This is a genomic window from Paralysiella testudinis (genome assembly GCF_016894345.1).
Classification (GTDB): Bacteria; Pseudomonadota; Gammaproteobacteria; order Burkholderiales; family Neisseriaceae; genus Paralysiella; species Paralysiella testudinis.
Genome location: NZ_CP069798.1, coordinates 1,952,266 through 1,969,267 on the forward strand (window position 1 = coordinate 1,952,266; position 17,002 = coordinate 1,969,267).

The 17,002-nt window shown below is 57.0% G+C and carries 24 protein-coding genes; 1 reads left to right on the forward strand and 23 read right to left on the reverse strand.

What is annotated here, in order from left to right; all coding sequences use genetic code 11:
- Positions 1-166: 166 nt before the first annotated feature.
- The 14 genes from JQU52_RS10025 to JQU52_RS10090 all read right to left on the reverse strand — a co-directional run bounded on the left by JQU52_RS10025 (position 167) and on the right by JQU52_RS10090 (position 11,644).
- Positions 167-529 carry a YgiW/YdeI family stress tolerance OB fold protein gene (locus JQU52_RS10025; RefSeq protein ID WP_230338349.1) on the reverse strand — a complete coding sequence of 121 codons (363 nt, stop codon included), beginning with the start codon at positions 527-529 and terminating at the stop codon, positions 167-169.
- 47 nt (positions 530-576) lie between these two features.
- On the reverse strand, positions 577-975 hold the full coding sequence (locus tag JQU52_RS10030; RefSeq protein ID WP_230338350.1) for a Com family DNA-binding transcriptional regulator: 399 nt from the start codon (positions 973-975) through the stop codon (positions 577-579).
- A gap of 182 nt (positions 976-1,157) precedes the next feature.
- Positions 1,158-1,376, reverse strand: a complete 219-nt coding sequence (locus JQU52_RS10035) for a hypothetical protein (protein ID WP_230338351.1) — start codon at positions 1,374-1,376, stop codon at positions 1,158-1,160.
- Between the two features lie 69 nt (positions 1,377-1,445).
- On the reverse strand, positions 1,446-2,126 hold the full coding sequence (locus JQU52_RS10040; RefSeq protein ID WP_230338352.1) for a tail fiber assembly protein: 681 nt from the start codon (positions 2,124-2,126) through the stop codon (positions 1,446-1,448).
- A complete protein-coding gene (locus JQU52_RS10045) occupies positions 2,030-3,553 on the reverse strand; it encodes a phage tail protein (protein ID WP_230338353.1) in 1,524 nt (507 codons plus the stop codon). Before JQU52_RS10045 ends, JQU52_RS10040 begins: the two co-directional genes overlap by 97 nt.
- A 27-nt stretch (positions 3,554-3,580) precedes the next feature.
- The gene (locus JQU52_RS10050; protein WP_230338354.1) at positions 3,581-4,159 is read right to left on the reverse strand and encodes a phage tail protein; all 579 of its coding nucleotides are present in this window, start codon (positions 4,157-4,159) and stop codon (positions 3,581-3,583) included.
- Positions 4,152-5,294, reverse strand: coding sequence for a baseplate assembly protein (locus tag JQU52_RS10055; protein ID WP_230338355.1), 1,143 nt, complete (start codon positions 5,292-5,294; stop codon positions 4,152-4,154). Before JQU52_RS10055 ends, JQU52_RS10050 begins: the two co-directional genes overlap by 8 nt.
- Position 5,295: 1 nt before the next feature.
- A complete protein-coding gene (locus JQU52_RS10060; protein WP_230338356.1) occupies positions 5,296-5,661 on the reverse strand; it encodes a GPW/gp25 family protein in 366 nt (121 codons plus the stop codon).
- 296 nt (positions 5,662-5,957) lie between these two features.
- Positions 5,958-6,206, reverse strand: coding sequence for a hypothetical protein (locus tag JQU52_RS10065; RefSeq protein ID WP_230338357.1), 249 nt, complete (start codon positions 6,204-6,206; stop codon positions 5,958-5,960).
- Complete coding sequence (locus JQU52_RS10070) at positions 6,200-6,568, reverse strand: phage baseplate assembly protein V (protein WP_230338358.1); 369 nt, start codon at positions 6,566-6,568, stop codon at positions 6,200-6,202. The genes JQU52_RS10065 and JQU52_RS10070 overlap by 7 nt, the downstream gene beginning before the upstream one ends.
- Complete coding sequence (locus JQU52_RS10075) at positions 6,552-7,685, reverse strand: phage late control D family protein (RefSeq protein WP_407947594.1); 1,134 nt, start codon at positions 7,683-7,685, stop codon at positions 6,552-6,554. Before JQU52_RS10075 ends, JQU52_RS10070 begins: the two co-directional genes overlap by 17 nt.
- 73 nt (positions 7,686-7,758) lie before the next feature.
- Positions 7,759-7,980 (reverse strand): tail protein X, encoded by a 222-nt coding sequence (locus tag JQU52_RS10080; RefSeq protein WP_230338359.1) that lies wholly within the window; start codon positions 7,978-7,980, stop codon positions 7,759-7,761.
- Positions 7,977-8,876, reverse strand: coding sequence for a phage tail protein (locus JQU52_RS10085; protein ID WP_230338360.1), 900 nt, complete (start codon positions 8,874-8,876; stop codon positions 7,977-7,979). The genes JQU52_RS10080 and JQU52_RS10085 overlap by 4 nt, the downstream gene beginning before the upstream one ends.
- Positions 8,876-11,644 carry a phage tail tape measure protein gene (locus JQU52_RS10090; protein WP_230338361.1) on the reverse strand — a complete coding sequence of 923 codons (2,769 nt, stop codon included), beginning with the start codon at positions 11,642-11,644 and terminating at the stop codon, positions 8,876-8,878. Before JQU52_RS10090 ends, JQU52_RS10085 begins: the two co-directional genes overlap by 1 nt.
- Before the next feature lie 28 nt (positions 11,645-11,672).
- Between JQU52_RS10090 and JQU52_RS10095 the strand changes: the two genes are divergently transcribed.
- Positions 11,673-11,918 carry a hypothetical protein gene (locus tag JQU52_RS10095; RefSeq protein WP_230338362.1) on the forward strand — a complete coding sequence of 82 codons (246 nt, stop codon included), beginning with the start codon at positions 11,673-11,675 and terminating at the stop codon, positions 11,916-11,918.
- Positions 11,919-11,943: 25 nt separating this feature from the next.
- On the opposite strand, the gene JQU52_RS10100 is transcribed toward JQU52_RS10095, so the two are convergent.
- The 9 genes from JQU52_RS10100 to JQU52_RS10140 form a co-directional block, all read right to left on the reverse strand.
- Entirely contained in the window at positions 11,944-12,102 is a 159-nt protein-coding gene (locus tag JQU52_RS10100) for a GpE family phage tail protein (protein WP_230338363.1), read from the reverse strand.
- A complete protein-coding gene (locus JQU52_RS10105) occupies positions 12,092-12,373 on the reverse strand; it encodes a phage tail assembly protein (RefSeq protein ID WP_230338364.1) in 282 nt (93 codons plus the stop codon). The genes JQU52_RS10100 and JQU52_RS10105 overlap by 11 nt, the downstream gene beginning before the upstream one ends.
- A gap of 165 nt (positions 12,374-12,538) precedes the next feature.
- On the reverse strand, positions 12,539-13,054 hold the full coding sequence (locus JQU52_RS10110; RefSeq protein WP_230338365.1) for a phage major tail tube protein: 516 nt from the start codon (positions 13,052-13,054) through the stop codon (positions 12,539-12,541).
- Between the two features lie 12 nt (positions 13,055-13,066).
- The gene (locus tag JQU52_RS10115) at positions 13,067-14,464 is read right to left on the reverse strand and encodes a phage tail sheath family protein (protein ID WP_230338366.1); all 1,398 of its coding nucleotides are present in this window, start codon (positions 14,462-14,464) and stop codon (positions 13,067-13,069) included.
- A gap of 11 nt (positions 14,465-14,475) precedes the next feature.
- The gene (locus JQU52_RS10120; protein ID WP_230338367.1) at positions 14,476-14,973 is read right to left on the reverse strand and encodes a Gp37 family protein; all 498 of its coding nucleotides are present in this window, start codon (positions 14,971-14,973) and stop codon (positions 14,476-14,478) included.
- Positions 14,973-15,404: a gp436 family protein gene (locus JQU52_RS10125; protein ID WP_230338368.1), complete on the reverse strand. Its 432-nt coding sequence runs from the start codon at positions 15,402-15,404 to the stop codon at positions 14,973-14,975. The genes JQU52_RS10120 and JQU52_RS10125 overlap by 1 nt, the downstream gene beginning before the upstream one ends.
- Before the next feature lie 3 nt (positions 15,405-15,407).
- On the reverse strand, positions 15,408-15,656 hold the full coding sequence (locus JQU52_RS10130) for a hypothetical protein (protein ID WP_230338369.1): 249 nt from the start codon (positions 15,654-15,656) through the stop codon (positions 15,408-15,410).
- 2 nt (positions 15,657-15,658) lie between these two features.
- The gene (locus tag JQU52_RS10135; RefSeq protein ID WP_230338370.1) at positions 15,659-15,997 is read right to left on the reverse strand and encodes a DUF2190 family protein; all 339 of its coding nucleotides are present in this window, start codon (positions 15,995-15,997) and stop codon (positions 15,659-15,661) included.
- Between the two features lie 55 nt (positions 15,998-16,052).
- The gene (locus JQU52_RS10140) at positions 16,053-16,988 is read right to left on the reverse strand and encodes a hypothetical protein (RefSeq protein WP_230338371.1); all 936 of its coding nucleotides are present in this window, start codon (positions 16,986-16,988) and stop codon (positions 16,053-16,055) included.
- Between the last annotated feature and the right edge of the window lie 14 nt (positions 16,989-17,002).

Genomic DNA, 17,002 nt, shown 5'->3' on the forward strand with positions numbered 1-17,002 from the left:
CGTTGACTCGCCTTAGCGCAAAGCGAACGACTTTGTAAGGCGCTAAAGCGTCAACAAAATCTGTTCCGCCTTGTTATCTTATTTTTATGATGGGTATTAAGATTGTATTGTGATCAAAAAAGCCGTCTGTTGTGACAGACGGCTTTTTATCGGCCATAAAAAATACTTACAATTTAACGATGCGATTCACATCGATTTCCACGGCACGGCCGCGTTTGTGCTCTACTTCGCCTTCAATACGCACTTTATCTTGCGCATTAACGCTGAGGCCGCGCCAATCGTCGTCATCAATTTCCACGGTTACCGTGCCGCTGGCATCTTTAAATTCATAACGCTCATGGCCGGTTTTTTTAACGATACGGCCTTCCAACACCACTTTGCTGTCGTCCGGCAAAGCCTTGGCGGCGGCCACAGTCTGAACCGCAACATCGGTTTGCACCGCCGCGGCGCCAAAAGTGTCGGCAGCGGCCACACCGGCCAACCCTAAGCCTGCGGCCAATAGCCATGCTTTGAATATCATTTTGCTCATTCATCGTCCTTTCTGATTTATCACTTTATTAAAACACATTGAAATATTCAGGTTGCCTGAAAGATTGGTGAAGCCGGGCGCGATAAATGGTGATGCTTTTGCAAGATAAATGCGACTTTATTTTGTTTCACACTGTGCAACAATGTTTCAAAACCTGCCGAACAAAGGCAGGTTTTTTTGTTTGTGGTGAACCTTTGCACTGGGATTGCTGGGTACTGTCGGCCAGCAGAGTTATGCTGTGTCCATCGATTAACGGACTGGAGCAAGCAAATGTACCCGATGATACGCGAAGCGATGTATGATATTTTTGGTGAAGTGGTGATGGCTGCATGCTGGGTTGTTAAAGAACTCAAGCGGTTAATGGCTTTACAGCGCGGGCATTTGATTTCAAAAGTGCCACAGCCTTCGGCCAACAGCTTATTGCAGTTTTTGCAACGATGTTTCATTTTTTGTGGTTTTCTACGTTTTGGTGATAGAATCCGCACGCCTCGCGAGGTGGCGGCCTTGGGTCAATGCAGGTTCCGTCTGCTTTGGCTGGCGTGGGTGGTGCTACAACACTGCCCGCGCCGCCGTCTTTACATCAATACAACAATATCAAACTAACTAAAATCTACCGGCAAATGCCGTCTTAGCACCTCCATTTCATACGATTTCTTGCAATGTTCCGCCTGCCAAAAAACAGGCCGTCTATCAGCTTGTGTGCCCAGCGCCAGCGCCGTTTTGCGTCTGCAATACTGGCGCGGCGGTATGCGCGGCTGCTTAAGGTTTCATCGGCGTAGCCGCCGAGTGCGGCGTTAAGCAGCTGGTCGAGCGCAATCGCAATATGATACAGATAGCGGCGCATCATGCACCCGGCGCGCTGTAGTTGATTTTAATTTCATCCACGGCAGCCAAATCGGCAGCGGCGTTGAGCGCATCAACATACGCCTGCCGCTGCCCGGCCACATGCGCCGCCAGCGCGCTGTAGGCGCGGGCTTTTTAGTGCTTTTGTGCGCAGGTCATCAAGATCAGCACCGCGTGCCAATGCGATTTGCGACAGCATGGGCGTGGCCGCGGTGTTGTTTACTGCCCATGCCTCGGCTTCAGCGGCCTGCTGTGCCCAAGTTGCCAACTCGAACTCGGGCACTTTGTCGAGTTCTGCGGCGCGGCTGATATGTGCTTGTGCGGCATTGTTGATGGCAGCGTATTTTGCCGCTTTGGCATCGGCCAGCTGTTGCGCACGGGCGGATTTTGTTAGCGTCCACGCCTTTGCCTTGGCGTCCCAGCTGTGATATTTATCCGGCGGCGGGGTGTCGGTAATGCCGTCGGGCAAAGCGCCTACAGCATTGATTGTGTGCGGCTGGCCAGTGGCTGTGCTGTAAAACACTTGGCCGCGGTGGTCGGGCAGATACTGCCATGCGCCGTCTTGCCAGCGCGCGGCATGGCCGGGTCTGTCTTCGGGCGGATCGGCATCGATGCAGCCGCCGGGCAGGATATAGCTGCCGTCGCTTGCCGCGAGGTCTAAATCGGCATCGGTGGTATAGAGATAGTAGCCGTTTGCATCGAGCTGACACACTTGTTTTGTGAGCGGCGGCAGCGGTTTAGTGTTGAGTGACATTGTGTTGTGTCCTGTTTGTTAGATTTTGATGATGGCAAGCAATGCAATGTTGCGCGGGCGATTTTCGGGGCGGTGGGTACAACGCGGCTTGCGTCAAATGAGATGTCGCGCGGCAAACGTGCATCACCGTCACTAGCATCTTGCGTCCAATTTTTGTATCCGGTTTCATTAAAATAAAATGCGCCGGTTGCGCTCCACGACTCGATCAACTGCTGTTTGGTGTCATTGCCACTCGCAATCCGGCCGGTGATGTTGCGGATAGCATCGCCCTGTGCGCTACCCAGCGCCCGACCGGCATCAACGCCGCGGCCATCGTCCCAGCCGCGCACAAATTCGCCGCGCAAGTCCTCAAGCACAAAATAGCGTCCATTAACATTGCGGCTGCCGTCCGGATTGCTCGGGTTGTCGCAGCGATACCACCACGGTGCGGTGGCGTTTTCTGCGGCACCGACCCAGCGTGCATCTGTTAATTCTTGATATGACGACACAAGAATTGCCGCGCCGTTGACTTTTAACCATCCTGGCGGCGCGGTTTTGCCGCCGTAGTAAACAACCATCCCCGGCGGCGATGCTTGTCGAATTTGTGCTGCGATTGTTGATGCAAAATTAGGGTCGTTGCCCAAGGCCGCAGCAAGTTCGCGCAGGGTGTCGAGTGCGCCCGGGGCACCGTTTACCAGGTTGCCGATTGCGGCGGCGAGCTCGGTTTGATTTACAGCGTCTGATGCATAAGATTTGATTGCGCCGGGGCGGTTGCGCACGGCAGACCAGTCGGCACCGCTTAACTCGGTTGCAATCCAAGTGCCGCTGTTACGATAGCGCACCCACGCCCGTCCTTGGCCGATTATCAGTTGCGACATATCGTCGGATGTCGGCACGGTGAGCACAGAGCCCCAGCCGTACGGGGTATCGCGGTATCCGCTAACGCCCACGGGCACAGCATCAAAGTCCAGCCCCGCACCTTGACCAAAGATATAAGGCAGCTTACCGGACTCTAATCCGCTGATTGATTCAGCCAGCACTTTGCCCTGCGCAGCAGAGAGTGCGCTCAAATTATCGGTGCTGTTGAGTACGTTCAGCACTTTCATGACCCCTGCAACGGTAGGACCGGCATTGTCGATTTCATGCGTGTGCGAGGTGGCGCTAACGCTGTTGGTGCTCGAGCCGGTGATTTTGCCCGGGGTGCCGAGGGTGATTGTGCGGTTCGCGGACAAATCGCCGCCGCCGCTTAAACCGTTGCCCGCAATCATCTGAATTGATTTGTCGGCTTTGCTTGCGCCCAAGCCGCCGATGTTTTGCACGGCTTGCGCAAGCTCGGTTTTAAGCCACTGGGTGCGGTTGGCCAGTTGGCGGGCTTGCAGGTTGTCGATGCCGTTTTCACCCCCAGCACCGGGTCGGTGGTTTCCAGCTGGTAGATGCCGTTTTCCCATATTGCGTTTTCTTTTACGTTTGCCATCTTATGCGGCTCCTCGGTTAAATGTGCCATCTCTGCGGGCGCGGCTGTTATGCCGCAGCGCCGCTTGTTGGTAATCCAGCGCTTCCAATATGCAGCGTGCCGGTGCAAAGGCTTGCAGGGTGCGGCGCAGCAGCCCGGCTTGGTCGTTTGTAATCGGGTTGACCAGCACGATGCGGTAGTGCGCCCAGTGCGGGCCGTGGCCGCGGTAATAAGTGCCGTCGCGGCGGATGGTGCCGTTATGCTTTTGCCCGCTTAGGCCTTCAATAATCTGCACCTCACCAAAACCCAAGCGGCGCACAATCTCGCGCACCGCCCACGGGGTGCCTTTGTATCTGTGTAACTCGTAAGCGCCTTTTATCAATGCCCGCCGCGCACTGTCGGATTCGGCCAGCCAATAGCCGTCTGCGCCCAAAATGCTGCGGCTTTCGGCCAGCAGCGGCAGATGTTCGGGGGCAACCAAGGCAACTAAGCGCGGCATCAGCTGCGGCAGCTCGACCAATTCCAGCCGCAAGCCAAGCTCGGCCAGCGCCCGATAGCGTTGGTCGCGCTCGATGATGTCGGCGTAGTTCATCTTAGCCATCCACTTGCTCCGCAGCGGCGGTGATATTGATGCGGGTGCAACGTGCCCATTGGTTTGGTGCTACAGTAGTGAGCGCTAGCCCCGGTGTGCTCACGTTGTAAACCCCGGCCACGCGCAAGGCTGCCTGAATATGCAGCGGCACAATATCGGCACCCAAGCGATGGCGGCGCCCGGCTTCGTAAGCCGCCCAAGCGGCGTTGGCGGCGGCCAATACTTCGGCGGGATTGCTGCCGCTAAACAGCGTGAGCGTGGCGTTAACGCTGTAATCCACCGGCGCGGGTGGGCGCACCACCACCTTGTCGCACAGGGGGCGCAGGCGCTCGGCAGACAGGGCAGTTTGCACCGCACCGAGCAGCTCATCACCCGGCAGGCCGTCTTTGGTGAGGATACTCACCGCCACGGTGCCGCCAATCGGTGCGCCGGTGCTGTCGGTATCGTTGGCCACATGCACGTCCACAATCGCGGGGCTGACCTGCCGCGCCCAATACTGATAAGCGCCCACCGGCCCGGCCACGCTGAAGCTCTCCGGCGCCAGTAAAATGCGCTGGCGGTAGGCATCGTCGCCCTCGATGTCCACCCCGCCAGACGGCACGGTGATATTGGCGGCTTTAACGGCAATCGTTGGGTGCAGGCTGTCGACCACGGTGTTGATTTGCCCGGCAGACCAGCCGTTGCCGGAAATGCCCGGCACGGTGCAGGCGGCCAGCAGGTCAAGCTGCTTTTGGGCAGCGCTAAGCGTGCCGCCTTCGCGGGTGGCAAACATCACATCGCCCACCGAAACACGGCTGCCTGCAGCAATAAATACCTGTGCCTGCCCGGCAATCTCGGCGCTGAAGCGCAGCGTGGTGAGCGCGGGCTGAGCGGCCAAGCGCGGGGTGTTAACATCATCGCCGCATAAATCCAGCATTAAGCCGGTGGCAAAACGCGGGTGTTGTTGGCGGTAGGCTTCGTTCATTTGCTGCCGCGCTAAGGTTTCGCGGTAGGCAAAGGTGTTAATCAGCAAACGCTCAATGTGCGCGGGCTGCAATACTTTGCCGCTGCGTGCTTCGTAGTCGGCAATGGTGGCGGCCAGCACGGTGGCCAAGTCGTCATCGACCACTTTCACGTTTTCACGCGGTAATTTGTTCAAATCCATTTCAGGCAGCCTTTAATAAAATATCGCTGCGGTAAATCTCACCCGCCACCGCTGCGGCCACGCGCCAGTGCACGGTCATCACAATGTGCGGTGCATTGCCCGCAAACGTCACTTGCGTTACTTCTGCCCGTGGCTCCCATGTTTTAACCGCCAGCACCACTTCGCGCACGCAGTTGGGCACAAACACATCTTCGGGCGTATCGATGTAGTCAAAATGGTTGCTGCCGAATGCCGGGCGGCACACATCGGTGCCTTTGCGGGTGCCGAGGATATTAAAAATACACTGCTCGATATCGGCGGCATCTTGCACGATGCCGGTGCTGTCGGGGGCGAGTTGCCAATGGCGGCTGCGGGCTTGGGTATTCATGGCGTGATTATCGGTATTGGCCGTTGGCGGGTCTTTTAAACGGGTTTAAGGATTGCGCTTGTTTGGGCAGGCATAAAAAATCCCTGCATCAAGTGATGTAGGGATTTTGGCCGCAGATGTGTTTGCGGTCTTTTAAAACGTTTTAAAAATTACAGCCCAGAAGGGCTGTAATTTCTGCGAAGCGCCGCATCGGGCGCAGCACGATACAGGGCGCAGCCCGTGCACGCAGTGCGTAGGCGCTGAAGCTAAAATAGTGGTTTGAATTTCTGCGAAGCGCCGCATCAGGCGAAGCCTAATCACTGCGCCGCGCCGGTATTGCCGCCGCTGGTTAAATCGGGATGGGTGTGTTGTTTGAGGCTGACACCGTCGGCCAGAACATCGCCGCCCACGGTGTGCAAAGTGCCGTTAATCGTGGCCGCCGCACCGCTACCGCCATTGCCGCTCATGCCCTGCATATAGGTAAGACTGCCTGAAACCAACAGATTGCCGGTGGTTTCGGTTTCGGCGCAGTCGATGGTGACTTTGCCACCGCTTTTAATCAGCACATCCCCGGTGTATTTACGCTAACCTGCCCGCTACTGCGGTTGTGCTGAATCACCGTACCGTTGCTAAACCGCTTCATCCAGATGTTGCGGTCTGCCGCCGGGGCGGCATCGGCAGCATTGTAAATCACACCCAGGCACACGCCGCCCTCGCCACGGGCGTCGAGCAGACACACCGCCAGCTCGCCCGGGTCGGGCAAGGCATAAAATTGGTTGCCGCCCGCAGCCAGCGACACCACCGGCAGCCAGTCGGTTTGCAGGTTTTCCAGCGCGGGCAGGGTAACGCGCACCGCGTGTTTGGCATCGTCTACTGCGGCCACGGTGCCGAATTGCAGGGTAGCGCCAAAATCATGGGATTGCTGCATTGCTTGGCTCCTGCTGTGTGGCCTGAGGCGGCTCGTCCGCCACATACTCAATCATTTTGACATCCAAGCTCAAGGTATAGCCGCCGCTGCGGCGAATTTCGTGCCGCGCCTGCTTGACCAAATATTTGCCGGAGAGCTTGCCGTAGCCCGCCAGCTGTACAATCTGCCCGGCCACCAGCTTGGCATTGCCCACCAGCTCAATACTGCCCGCAATCTGGCTTTGCTGCGCATCGGCCAGCGCCGCATCGGCGCGGGCGGCCAGCTGCTGGTCGCTTTCGCCGCGATTGGCCACAATTTTAAGGGTGTCGGTGGGCTTGTGTTTGGCATCACCACGCACCGGCTTGGCTTTGCGCCGGGTCTGGCGCGTTTGTTTGGTTTTGGCATCGTAGCCGGTAACAACGGCCTCGTCCGGCACGCCTTTGATTAAATCGCGCAGGCGCAGGCGGGTGATGTCTTGCGGCAGCAGCAGCGCCACCGGCTCGGTTTTGGCCAGCTCGGCATTGGCATGAAATACCAGCGTTTTATCCACAATTTTAAACGTGTGGCCATACTCCCGCGCCAGCCGCGCCAAAAATTCCACATCACGCTCCTGATATTGGGTTACCCGCTCAATCGCAATATCGGCCACGGTGCCGCTAACGCTTAATTTCAGCCGCTGCGCAATTAAGCGCACCAGCTTGGCCAAAGTGGTTTTTTCATACGCCTTGGGCTGGAGGGTGCGGTTGGCGCGGGTGATGCCGGTAGACAACGCTTTGATGCTGATGACGCTGGGCGCATGGCTGTATTCAATCTCGGCGATTTCAAAGCTGCCCAGTTTAACCAGCCCGGTAAATTGGTCGCCCAGCGATAGGCTCAAACTGTCGCCTTGCTCCGGATACCACGCCCGCAGCCAGCGCCCGTCCACATCTTCAAAGTCCACTTGCAGCTCATCGCTCTGGCCGCCCAAAAAATCGGTGTAGCTGATGGTGAGCAGATAGGGCTTGATGTCGGCAGTGATGTCTTTTTGCTCATACGCAATCGTAAAATCCGGCATCGATACCGGGTGGGTGTTGCCTGCCCCGGCTTGGCCGTTTGCCCAGCCATTCAAGGTGATTAAAGCGCCTAAAGCATCGTTCATGTTTTTAACCCTCTCTCCCGGCTCTCTCCCAGTTGGGAGAGAGGGACGGTGTGGCCGCTGCGCGGCATTGGTTTTACCGCAGCCACGGCGGCATATCGGCTTGGGCGGTTTGCGGCTTGGCCGTCAACACCGGCACCAACACGGTTAAGCCTGCTGCAAACGCCTCGGCAATCGGCAAATGCGGATTGGCGGCAATCAGCCCGTCGATTAGCAGCGCATTGCCGTAGTAGCGGTGCGCAATCAAATCCCAGCGGTCGCCCTCGCGGGTGGTGTACTGCAATACCGAGCGGCTCATGCGGCACCGTCCTTGCGCACCGCCAGCCAGCCGGTAAGCACCTGCGCCCCGGCGGCGGCATTGTTTAAGCTGTCGCCGGCACCGGCCACAAACCCGGCGGCTGCATCCAGCCAGTCGTCCACTGTGCCGCTGTCAATACCGCTTTGCAGCGCCGCCACGCCGCCGGAAAGCTGCCGTGCCGCTTGGCCGCTGTAGGCCAAAAAATCCGCCGTCCCGGCCAAATCGCCAAACCATGCGCCGATTTCAGGCAGCCTGTTCAGATTGCCCAGCATCCCGCCCCCAGCGGCCAAGGCATCACCCGCCAAGCTGAACACAGCCAGCGGGTTGTTTTTAAGCGCCTGCGCTTGGGTAATCAGCGTTTGCACTTGGTTAATCCCTTGCTCTACTTCGTTATAAATTCGGATACCGGTTTCCACCGCCTCGGCTACTTTCGATGCTGCGCCTTGCACGCTTTCAGGCAGCATGGAGAGCAGCGGATTTTTACCCGCGGCCACGCCGGGCGTGGGCAGCGGGTTGTTCGGGTCGCCCACAAACTCGGTGAGCTGCACATCCAGCTCCCGCGCCGCCGTGCGCCCTTTGGCATCTTGAATCAAGGTTCGGCTGCTGATACTACTGATTACAAACCAGCCCGCATGCCGCCCGCTGCCGTACACCAAGGCCAAGGCCTCTTGCGCTTCCTTGGCTTCAATCAACCCGCGGTAAGCCGTATCGGGATTGCCCAATTTCCAGTGCAGCCGTAAGCTGAAACGGATTTCAGTCAACTCATTGCCCATCGCCTGCAAACGCGGACGCCCGGCCAGCACATCGTGCTTTGCGAATGCGGCCGTGTGGGTTTCTTCAAAATCGGTGAAGCTGCTTAGCAGCTCAAAGCGGACATCGCCCAGCATTGCAAACATCAATAAGCCCTCCGAGCACGGCTATCCATCAGCCGGTTAAACATATCCTCAAACTCACGCAGCCCCATCTGCATGGCTGCCTGAATCTGCTGCGGATCGCCGCCGGGCGCGTGAATAGTGGGGTTGTAATTGATGGTATAGCCACCGGCCACGGCCGCAGCCGCTTGCTGCCCACGCGCATCAGCAAACTCGGCACTTGCAGCCTGCATCCGTGCCGACAAATTACTGCGCAGCTCACCCGCGCCGGTGGTGAAACGCTGTTGCAGATTTGAGGCCAAGCCGCCAATCGCCGCCAGCGGGCGCGGTGCGCCATTGGCTAAGCCGATTTGCAGCCCTTCCATCATAAAACCGCCGAAGCGCTTAAACAGACGGCTGGGTGATTCGATTTCGTTTTTTTGCTGCATCACCGAACCAAACCAACCGGCCACACCCGAAAACCAACCCTTTACCTCTTCAAACTTGGCTTTCAGCCCGTTCCACAAACCTTGCAGAATCATCTGGCCAAAGCCGGTAAAAGTGGCGGGCAGCGATACACCAAACCACGACAGCACAGCAGAAAATGCCGAATAAAACGCCCCCAATGGCGACCAATTGATAATCAGCGCCAGAATGCCGCTAAGGCCGCCGCTAAACGCGGCTTTGATTTCGCCGATTTTGCCGCCCACCCAAGCGGCCACGGCGGCAATTTTTTCACCAATCCACAGGCCGACCGACTCACCAAAACTGCGCGCCCCGCCTTCGGCCACTTGGGTAATACTAAAAAAGTCTTTAAACCAATCAATCACCGGCTGCACAAACGGCTGAATGGTTTGCCACAACCCACCCAAGGCGCTGCCGATGCTGTCAAACAGCGGTTGCAGTGGTGCCAGCCCTTGCTTCAGCCCCTCCCAAAACCCGGCAAAAAAGGCTTTTATCGGTTTCCAGTATTTGTAAATCAGCAGGGCAGCAATGGCGATACCGGCGACGGCCAAACCAATCGGTGTAGCCAAGAAAGCACGACCAAGCGCAAACACAGCTTGGCGCAAGATACCCAGTGCCACCGACAACTTGCCAAACACCCCCACACCAGCACCAATACGGGCAAATGCTGCGGTAAAGGGTGCTGCAACCTTACCAAACAAGGCAGCCGCTTTGGCGGCATTGGCCGCCGAAAAGCCCAGCGTCCGAAATACGGCGACACCCCGCGATACCTGCGCCAGTCGCAGTAATGACCAGATGCTTTTTAAGGCTTTCACTTTGTAAAACCCGGTCAGCAGCGCCCTAAACGGCATGGCAACCATTGAAGCGGCATAAGCAAAACCCAAGAAAGTCAGCTTGAGCGCAAAAAAGCCGGCCAGCAAACCGAATACAATTTTGATAAGCCCCTTATTGTTTTCAACAAAAGGCATCACCCAATTTTCAATTAACCACTGTGCTGTATTGGCAAAGGCTTTGATTTCGGGGGCGAATACTTCACCGAATTTAGCCGCCGTGTTTTCCACCACACCACCCAATTGCTCAAAAGCCGATGACAAGGAACTGGTGCGCACTTCAATGCGTTTGTCAATGGATGCCTGGTTATCCATTTTGGCCATCATTCCATCGAAACCAGCGATACCCGCCTGTGCCAGAATACTGGCAACACGGCCACCCTCTTGTTGGAAGATTTCGTCAAATACTTTCATTGCCCCTTCATCACCAAATTTGGCACGGACTTTGTTGTAGCCCGACTCCAGTTCTTGGGTGACATCACGCAATGACTTCAAATTTCCTTTGGTATCGAAAAATTCAAACTTTGCGCCGGAAGCTTCCATGATTTCCCGCACCTCGGATTTCATACCACGGGTGGCTGCTTCCACCATTTTGGGGCCTTTGGCCAACTGGCTTAACATCATGGAAAAGTTGGTACCGAAAGAAGAACCTTCCAAGCCTTTATTGGCTGCCAATCCTTCAACGGCATAGATTTGCTTTTGATTTTCGAGGCCTGTGAGGCCAAGTGTATTGGCCTTGGGTGCGTAGTATGACATGGCCTGATACATATCTTCTTTGCTCAAGCCCGCAGCGAAGTAAGCCCGTTGGGTTAAATCAGCAGAGGCCAGCAGTTCGCTTTCCTTTATGCCGTGCGCCTCCATGTTTTTGGCAAAAAAACTGCCATCGGCAATCGGGATGCCCATCACGGTATTCAGCTGTGCCGTGGCCAAGCCGCCGCCTTTGATAATGGTATCGTCTGAAATACCTTGACTTTTCAAACCGCGGATCATGTGGCTGAAGTCGGTTTTATTGCCGGGCAAATCACCGCCCCATTGGATGGCCAGTTTGTCTAGCTTTTCAAATTTGCCGAAGCTGCCGTCTTTTTGCATCATCGCCACCTTAAGGTCGATGGCGGCATCTTCCTGCTCAATGAATTTTCTCACCCCAGCCACAATCGGGCTTACCGCTACGGCGGCATGGCCTGCGGTTTCCATCATTTCGCCACGAAGGCGCTGGCGGTTTTGTGCCGCTGCCGCTTGAGCAGCAATGGCCTTGTTCAGGTTGTCTTGGGCTTGGGTTGCTTTGGCAATTTGCACCGTCATTGCGGCATAGGCACGCGACTGGCTGCCCAACTCACGCGTGGGGTTGAGTGCCATGCGGGCGCGGATGGCCTTACCGAAAGCCTCATTGGCGGCAGTGGCGGATTTAATCTCATTGCCCAGTGTTTTGGCGGTTTTTTCAGCACGGCCGAATACTGTGGTAAAAGCGCCGGTTAAGGTGGCGCCGATGGCCACGCTGACCAATAATTCTTTTGCCATTGTGTGGTACCTGTGCTAAAAATAACCTATGAATACTGACTTTGAAAACGATTTCATCGGCTCGGTAGCCACAGCTTTCTTTCTGCCCGTGGCCGCGCTTACCCTGATTTCCACCTTTGCTTACTTCCTAAGCAGCACAGGCAGCATAATTGCGGCGGTGTTGGGTGCTGTTACTATCGGAGCAGTGGCCGGTATTTTCTTTGGTGCCGTGGCCGCCATAGCGGGCTGTAGTGTGGCGCTGGTATTCAAAATGCTGGCCGGGCGCAGCAGCTAAACCCACCGCACCCTGCCCAACTGTGCTACATCTTCGAATATTTGGCTTTAATCTGCCGGTTGGCTTGTTGCTGCCATATCAAAATCTCGTCTAGCGACATTTCGTCAATCATGCCGGGCGCAAAGCCGAACCACCAAGCCAAATCGGCGGCTGCCTGATAAAAGTTATCCCAATCAGGTGCCAAGACAAAACCGGCTGATTTGCTGGTAATCCTCCCAGCACAATTCCTCAAAATCTTCCTGCATCAAACCGGTGGCGGTGGCCAGAGCCGTCAACTGCTGCAAGGCCGCGTTGTCGGGGTATTGCTCGGCAGCCAGTTTGTAGTCTTTCACCTTCACCCGGCGCAGGGTTAATTTCTCTACCTTGCCGGTGGGCGTATCCAGCGGCTCCAGCAATTCAATCACCTTACCCACGCCCAATTGCTCTTGCAGTGTTTGTGCTTCGTTTTTGCTCATTTTGCAATCCTTTTTCAAAGTGGCCGGGTGGCGCGGCCAAAAAAACCACCTTGTCCAAACGGGTGCAACGTCGTGCAACCCCGTCTAATGCCGTAAACCATGAGTTGATTTTGCCCACCGGGGTGTTTGCGGTCTTTAAAGCCGCTTTTTTCAAACTCGCAAGCCTTACGCGCCGATATTGCGCCGCATTTGCGCCAGCTGGTCTTGGCCGTTCACGCGGTATTGGTTGGTGAAGGCGTTGAAATACAGCGTTTCGCGCCCGGCGATGGTTTGGCGGATTTCGGTGGCTTGGTAGGTGCTGGCAAATTCGGCCTTTTCCTTGGGCTTGTAGCTGCCCAGCGGGTTTTTGCTGAAGGTGGCGGTTACCATCGTCACCATCGGCACTTCTTGCGCCAAGCCCGCCGCATTGAATACCTGCACATTGGCACGCACCATCATTTGTACCGCCTTAAACGGGCTGTACACTTGGGTAAACACATCGGGATAAAAGCTGTTCCAAGTGATTTCCCCTTCCAATGCTTCCACACCGTTGGGCAGTTTGATGGTGCCCACCATGCCTAGGCCTTTGTGTTCATCCATGCCGATTTCGATTTCAGGCAGCTTAAACTCGCTGGCGCGGCCAAGCTGGCTGTTGCCGTTCACATACACGTTGGCGTTGTAAATTGCGTTTAATTCGCTCATTGCTTATTCCTTTCAGGCAGCCTGTTGGCTAATCAGGTTAACCAGATATTTGCGGGTCATTACCGATGTATTGGTGATGCGCTCGGCGGGCAGTTTGGGGGTGTAGTCGTACACAATCGGCACTTGGCCTTTGCTGAAAGCGTCAACCAAATCGTAGTCGTAATCCAAATCCACGCTATAGCCCACAATGCTGCGCAGGGTGCCCAGATAAGTGCGCACGCTGCCGATCAGGCTGTCAATCAGGGCATCGTCAATCGGGCGGTCAAGATATTGCAGTTCAAAACGGCGGATGCTTTCGTCAATCAAATCACCGGTGCGCTGGGCTACTTCAAAATTTTTGGGGTGGGTTACCGTAGGAAAGCAGGCCAAGCGGTTGCCCCACAGGCGGAAGCCGGTGCCGTAGCTGTTAAACACAGTGCTGATACCTTTTTCATTCAAGCGGTTGGTTTCGGCCTGCGGGTCGTCGGCGCGGGCGGTGAGCGCCACTTCTGCACCCACCACGCCTTGCAGCTCGCGGTTCGATGTGCTGAACCAATAGCCGTGCTCGACGTCGGTTTTCATGCGCAGGCCGGCGGCGTGGGTGGCCAGGCTTTCGACACCGAGCAGGCCGGTAACATGCGGGTAAAACAAATGGGTGCGGTCGCTGGATGTTTTAAAGTTGATGTTGCCTTCGGGCCCGCGGCCTTGGATGGCTTGGCTTAAGCCCGTGGCGGCCGGGGCGCTGATATAGGCGATGGCGTGCAGTTTTTCGGCCAAGGTAATCATGGCGGCGGCGCAGGTGGCGGTTTTGTCGAATTGCGGCACGATGATGATTTTGGCATCGGCACCAAAGCGGTTAAAGCCTTCGGTGAGCGCTTCCATGCCGGTGCGTTTGCCCGTGGCGGCAATATAGGCGCCGATAATATCGGCTTCGTTTACTTTGGCCGGGTCGGTGTAGGTGTAGCTGATTTTCGGTGCGGTGGGCTTGGCGGCAAACACAATCTCGCCGCTAAGGGTATCGATGCGGTAGCCACTGCCCTCGGTGAGCGGGGTGCTGCCGTCTGTTACCGCATAGCCTGCCTGCAAGGCCGGGTGGGCGGTTTTGGCGGTGAGGGTGTCGGGGTCTGGGCTGAGTGCTTCGTCTGTTACACCGGTTTTGTGCTTGGCCGGGTCGCATACGTTCACTACATAGGCAATGCCGCTGCCGTAGCGCGTCCAGATATCGGCGGCATCGGGCAGGGTAAAACCTTTGCCGGTGATGGTGCCGAAACGGGCAAAGTCTTTTTTGGTTTGGCACACGGTGATTTCGTTTACCGCACCGGTGGGGGCGGTGCCGATAATGGCTGTGATGGCACCGTCTACGGTATAGACGGGATTGCTACCGCCATCGATGCGGATGGTTTCAATGCCGTGCAGATAGGCTGCTGCCATAGTGTTGCTCCTTAAGGTTTGGGTGTCAGGTCGGGATTCAGCGGGTCGGTGCTTTGGCGGGTGTACACGCCGGTGAGCTTGGGCAGGTTCGGCTCGGTAATGCGCTGTACTTGCTGGGTTTCGGTTTGCGCACGCAATTCGTACTGCCATGCGCCGCCGTCTTCACTTAAAAACCCTTCCGCAAGCAGATGGCAGGGCTGGCAGTTCGGCGGGCGGTAGCCCACAATCGCCAGCCGCAGCGCATCGAGCAAATCCAATGCTGCGCCGTCGTGGTGCACGCCACGCCCGAACACGGTCAGGTTCAGGGTGATGTCGCGCTGCTGGGCAATCATGCCCAAGGCTTCCAATTGGGTGAATTTGCTGCCTTGGTAGCCGATTAACACCGCGCCCTTTGGGTGGATAAAGCGGTAGCCATCGGGGCGGTCGGGAAACAGTGCCACTTCGTATTCAGGCAAGGCTGCCTGAAGGTGCGCCCGCAGCGCGGTGAGTATCGGCAGGGTGGCGCTCATCAGTAGCCGCTCCAATCCTGCTTGGCCTTGCCGCGCACGTGGTAGGCACCGCCTTCCGGCTGTGGTTTTTCGGTGGCCGCTGCCGCCGCGCGGATGCCTAAATGAATCTTGCCGTCGCGGATTTGCTCGAGCAGCTTCACGGCATTGCCATAAGCCGCCTCCAGCGGCTTGGGAAAATCCGCCGCGTTGATGCGCCGCTGGTGCAGCCAGTGCCGCGCAATATCGGTGCACAGATGGCGCAAAATACTCGGCGCGGTTTCCAGCGGCAGTGCATAGCGCCCCATCAGGTAGCCGTCGGCCAGCTCGCAGGCGTAGGCAATGGCGCGGTCTACAATCTGCCAGTCCGGCTCGCCGTAGCCCTCGTCATTCGACAATTGCACCAGCTCGGCACGGCTCACCGCCGCGGCCACATCTTCGCGGGTGATGTACATGGCTTACTCCGCCGCCTTGCCACGGCTGCGTTTGGGCGTTGCCGCTTCGGCCAAAGGTGTTTCACCATCCGGCGCATAGCCCGATTCAGCCAAAGCCTCATCAGAGATTTCGCTTACAGTCACATGCGCGGCCACCTGCTCATATTGCTCGGGCGACAATGCCACCGCCTCGCCGGTTTCCACGCGGAATTCTTTGCCCGCCGCGTCTTGCATAATCAACGGGGTTTGGGCGATATACACTTTAATGGCCATGATTAACCTTTCAAAAACACTTGAATCAAATCACCGGCTGCGGCAGCTGCCGTGCGGGCGCTGCCGGCCACTTTGCCGCCCGCAGTTTTAACCGCGCAGCCTTGGGCATCGGCAGACACATCATCGCCAACCGCCAGCACGCCGCCGGCTTCCACTACGGCAATGCCGAGGATGTCCACCGCCAAGGTGTCGCCGCTGTCGGCATCGTAGGGGGCGACGCCGTATACTTTTTCATCGGCGACGGCTTGTTTGCCGCTGTGGCCGACAAAGCGGTTGGCCACCACCTTACCGGTGGTTTTGATGGTGGTGGTCAACACCACCTGTTTGGTTGGTTTAGACATTTCACACTCCTTGTTGCGGCTGCCTGAAGCCTTGGTGTTTCAGGCAGCCTTATGATTAGGCAATCGGGTTTTGGAACAAAAAGCCGCAGGCACCGCCGATGGCCGCTGCTTTGCGGATATCGGTGTAGCGCACGTATTCCACTTTGCCGCCCACTTCGTTGTAGCGGTCGACTACCGGCATGCCGCGGCGGCGGAAGGTGTAGCCGAAAGACGGCTCGCCCTCGTCGTTGCCCGCGGCCGAAACCGTGGGGCGCACCAGCAGCGAAGCAAAATTGCCCCAGATGTCTTTGGTGGCCTTTTTGCCATCCGGCGTGGCCACGGCGGCGCCGACAATGATTTCTTCTACATCGAGCAGGTTTTTCAGCATCTCGGTGTTGAGCAGGGTTTTGCGCTCACTGCCGGCCAACAGGCCGCGTAAGCCTTCGTGCAGGCACAGCTTGTGCAATACCGCTGCGCCCAGCACCAGCACATTGGGTTTCACCCCGCAGGCGGCGCGCACCACTTCTTTGGCATTGGCAATATCCACTTGCGGATCGGATAACTTCTCACTCCAGCGTTTGGTGTTGGCCAAATCCTGCACATGGCCGGATTCGTACACGTCTGCCGACTGCACCAGCCGCGCAATTTCGATTTCTTGGCGCAGCTGCACCCCGGCGGTAACGCGGCGTGCGGCTTTGGCCTGCTCGTCAAACAGCGATTCATGCTGCACGCGGTAGTCGACACCGGCGGCCAAGTCGTGCTCTTCAAGCACCACCGGCAGATAATCGTGGCTGTCCAGCGTGATGATGTTGCTGGCCGCGCCCACGGCACGCTCGGTGGTGTATTCCACAAACGAGCCTTTGCCATATTTGGGTACTTTCAAGCCCTCTTTGTCGGTCATCACCACCGGCATCACACGCTCGCCGATAAATGCGCCCTGTTTGTAGCCCAGCGCCAGATTGGTCAGCACCTGGTCTTTTTCGCGCAGGCCGGCCAGATAAGTTTTGCTCATGTGTTTATCCTTTT

Bases quoted from the DNA above. Each gene is read 5' to 3' on its own strand.
- JQU52_RS10080 (WP_230338359.1), bottom strand. From the start codon at position 7,980: ATGAGCCGCTCGGTATTGCAGTACACCACCCGCGAGGGCGACCGCTGG.
- JQU52_RS10130 (WP_230338369.1), bottom strand. From the start codon at position 15,656: ATGGCCATTAAAGTGTATATCGCCCAAACCCCGTTGATTATGCAAGAC.
- JQU52_RS10035 (WP_230338351.1), bottom strand. From the start codon at position 1,376: ATGATGCGCCGCTATCTGTATCATATTGCGATTGCGCTCGACCAGCTG.
- JQU52_RS10090 (WP_230338361.1), bottom strand. From the start codon at position 11,644: ATGGCAAAAGAATTATTGGTCAGCGTGGCCATCGGCGCCACCTTAACC.
- JQU52_RS10125 (WP_230338368.1), bottom strand. From the start codon at position 15,404: ATGTACATCACCCGCGAAGATGTGGCCGCGGCGGTGAGCCGTGCCGAG.
- JQU52_RS10110 (WP_230338365.1), bottom strand. From the start codon at position 13,054: ATGAGCGAATTAAACGCAATTTACAACGCCAACGTGTATGTGAACGGC.
- JQU52_RS10085 (WP_230338360.1), bottom strand. From the start codon at position 8,876: ATGTTTGCAATGCTGGGCGATGTCCGCTTTGAGCTGCTAAGCAGCTTC.
- JQU52_RS10075 (WP_407947594.1), bottom strand. From the start codon at position 7,685: ATGAACGATGCTTTAGGCGCTTTAATCACCTTGAATGGCTGGGCAAAC.
- JQU52_RS10105 (WP_230338364.1), bottom strand. From the start codon at position 12,373: ATGAGCAAAAACGAAGCACAAACACTGCAAGAGCAATTGGGCGTGGGT.
- JQU52_RS10070 (WP_230338358.1), bottom strand. From the start codon at position 6,568: ATGCAGCAATCCCATGATTTTGGCGCTACCCTGCAATTCGGCACCGTG.
- JQU52_RS10140 (WP_230338371.1), bottom strand. From the start codon at position 16,988: ATGAGCAAAACTTATCTGGCCGGCCTGCGCGAAAAAGACCAGGTGCTG.
- JQU52_RS10030 (WP_230338350.1), bottom strand. From the start codon at position 975: ATGAAACATCGTTGCAAAAACTGCAATAAGCTGTTGGCCGAAGGCTGT.
- JQU52_RS10055 (WP_230338355.1), bottom strand. From the start codon at position 5,294: ATGGATTTGAACAAATTACCGCGTGAAAACGTGAAAGTGGTCGATGAC.
- JQU52_RS10025 (WP_230338349.1), bottom strand. From the start codon at position 529: ATGAGCAAAATGATATTCAAAGCATGGCTATTGGCCGCAGGCTTAGGG.
- JQU52_RS10045 (WP_230338353.1), bottom strand. From the start codon at position 3,553: ATGGGAAAACGGCATCTACCAGCTGGAAACCACCGACCCGGTGCTGGG.
- JQU52_RS10060 (WP_230338356.1), bottom strand. From the start codon at position 5,661: ATGAATACCCAAGCCCGCAGCCGCCATTGGCAACTCGCCCCCGACAGC.
- JQU52_RS10040 (WP_230338352.1), bottom strand. From the start codon at position 2,126: ATGTCACTCAACACTAAACCGCTGCCGCCGCTCACAAAACAAGTGTGT.
- JQU52_RS10050 (WP_230338354.1), bottom strand. From the start codon at position 4,159: ATGGCTAAGATGAACTACGCCGACATCATCGAGCGCGACCAACGCTAT.
- JQU52_RS10120 (WP_230338367.1), bottom strand. From the start codon at position 14,973: ATGAGCGCCACCCTGCCGATACTCACCGCGCTGCGGGCGCACCTTCAG.
- JQU52_RS10095 (WP_230338362.1), top strand. From the start codon at position 11,673: ATGAATACTGACTTTGAAAACGATTTCATCGGCTCGGTAGCCACAGCT.
- JQU52_RS10115 (WP_230338366.1), bottom strand. From the start codon at position 14,464: ATGGCAGCAGCCTATCTGCACGGCATTGAAACCATCCGCATCGATGGC.
- JQU52_RS10135 (WP_230338370.1), bottom strand. From the start codon at position 15,997: ATGTCTAAACCAACCAAACAGGTGGTGTTGACCACCACCATCAAAACC.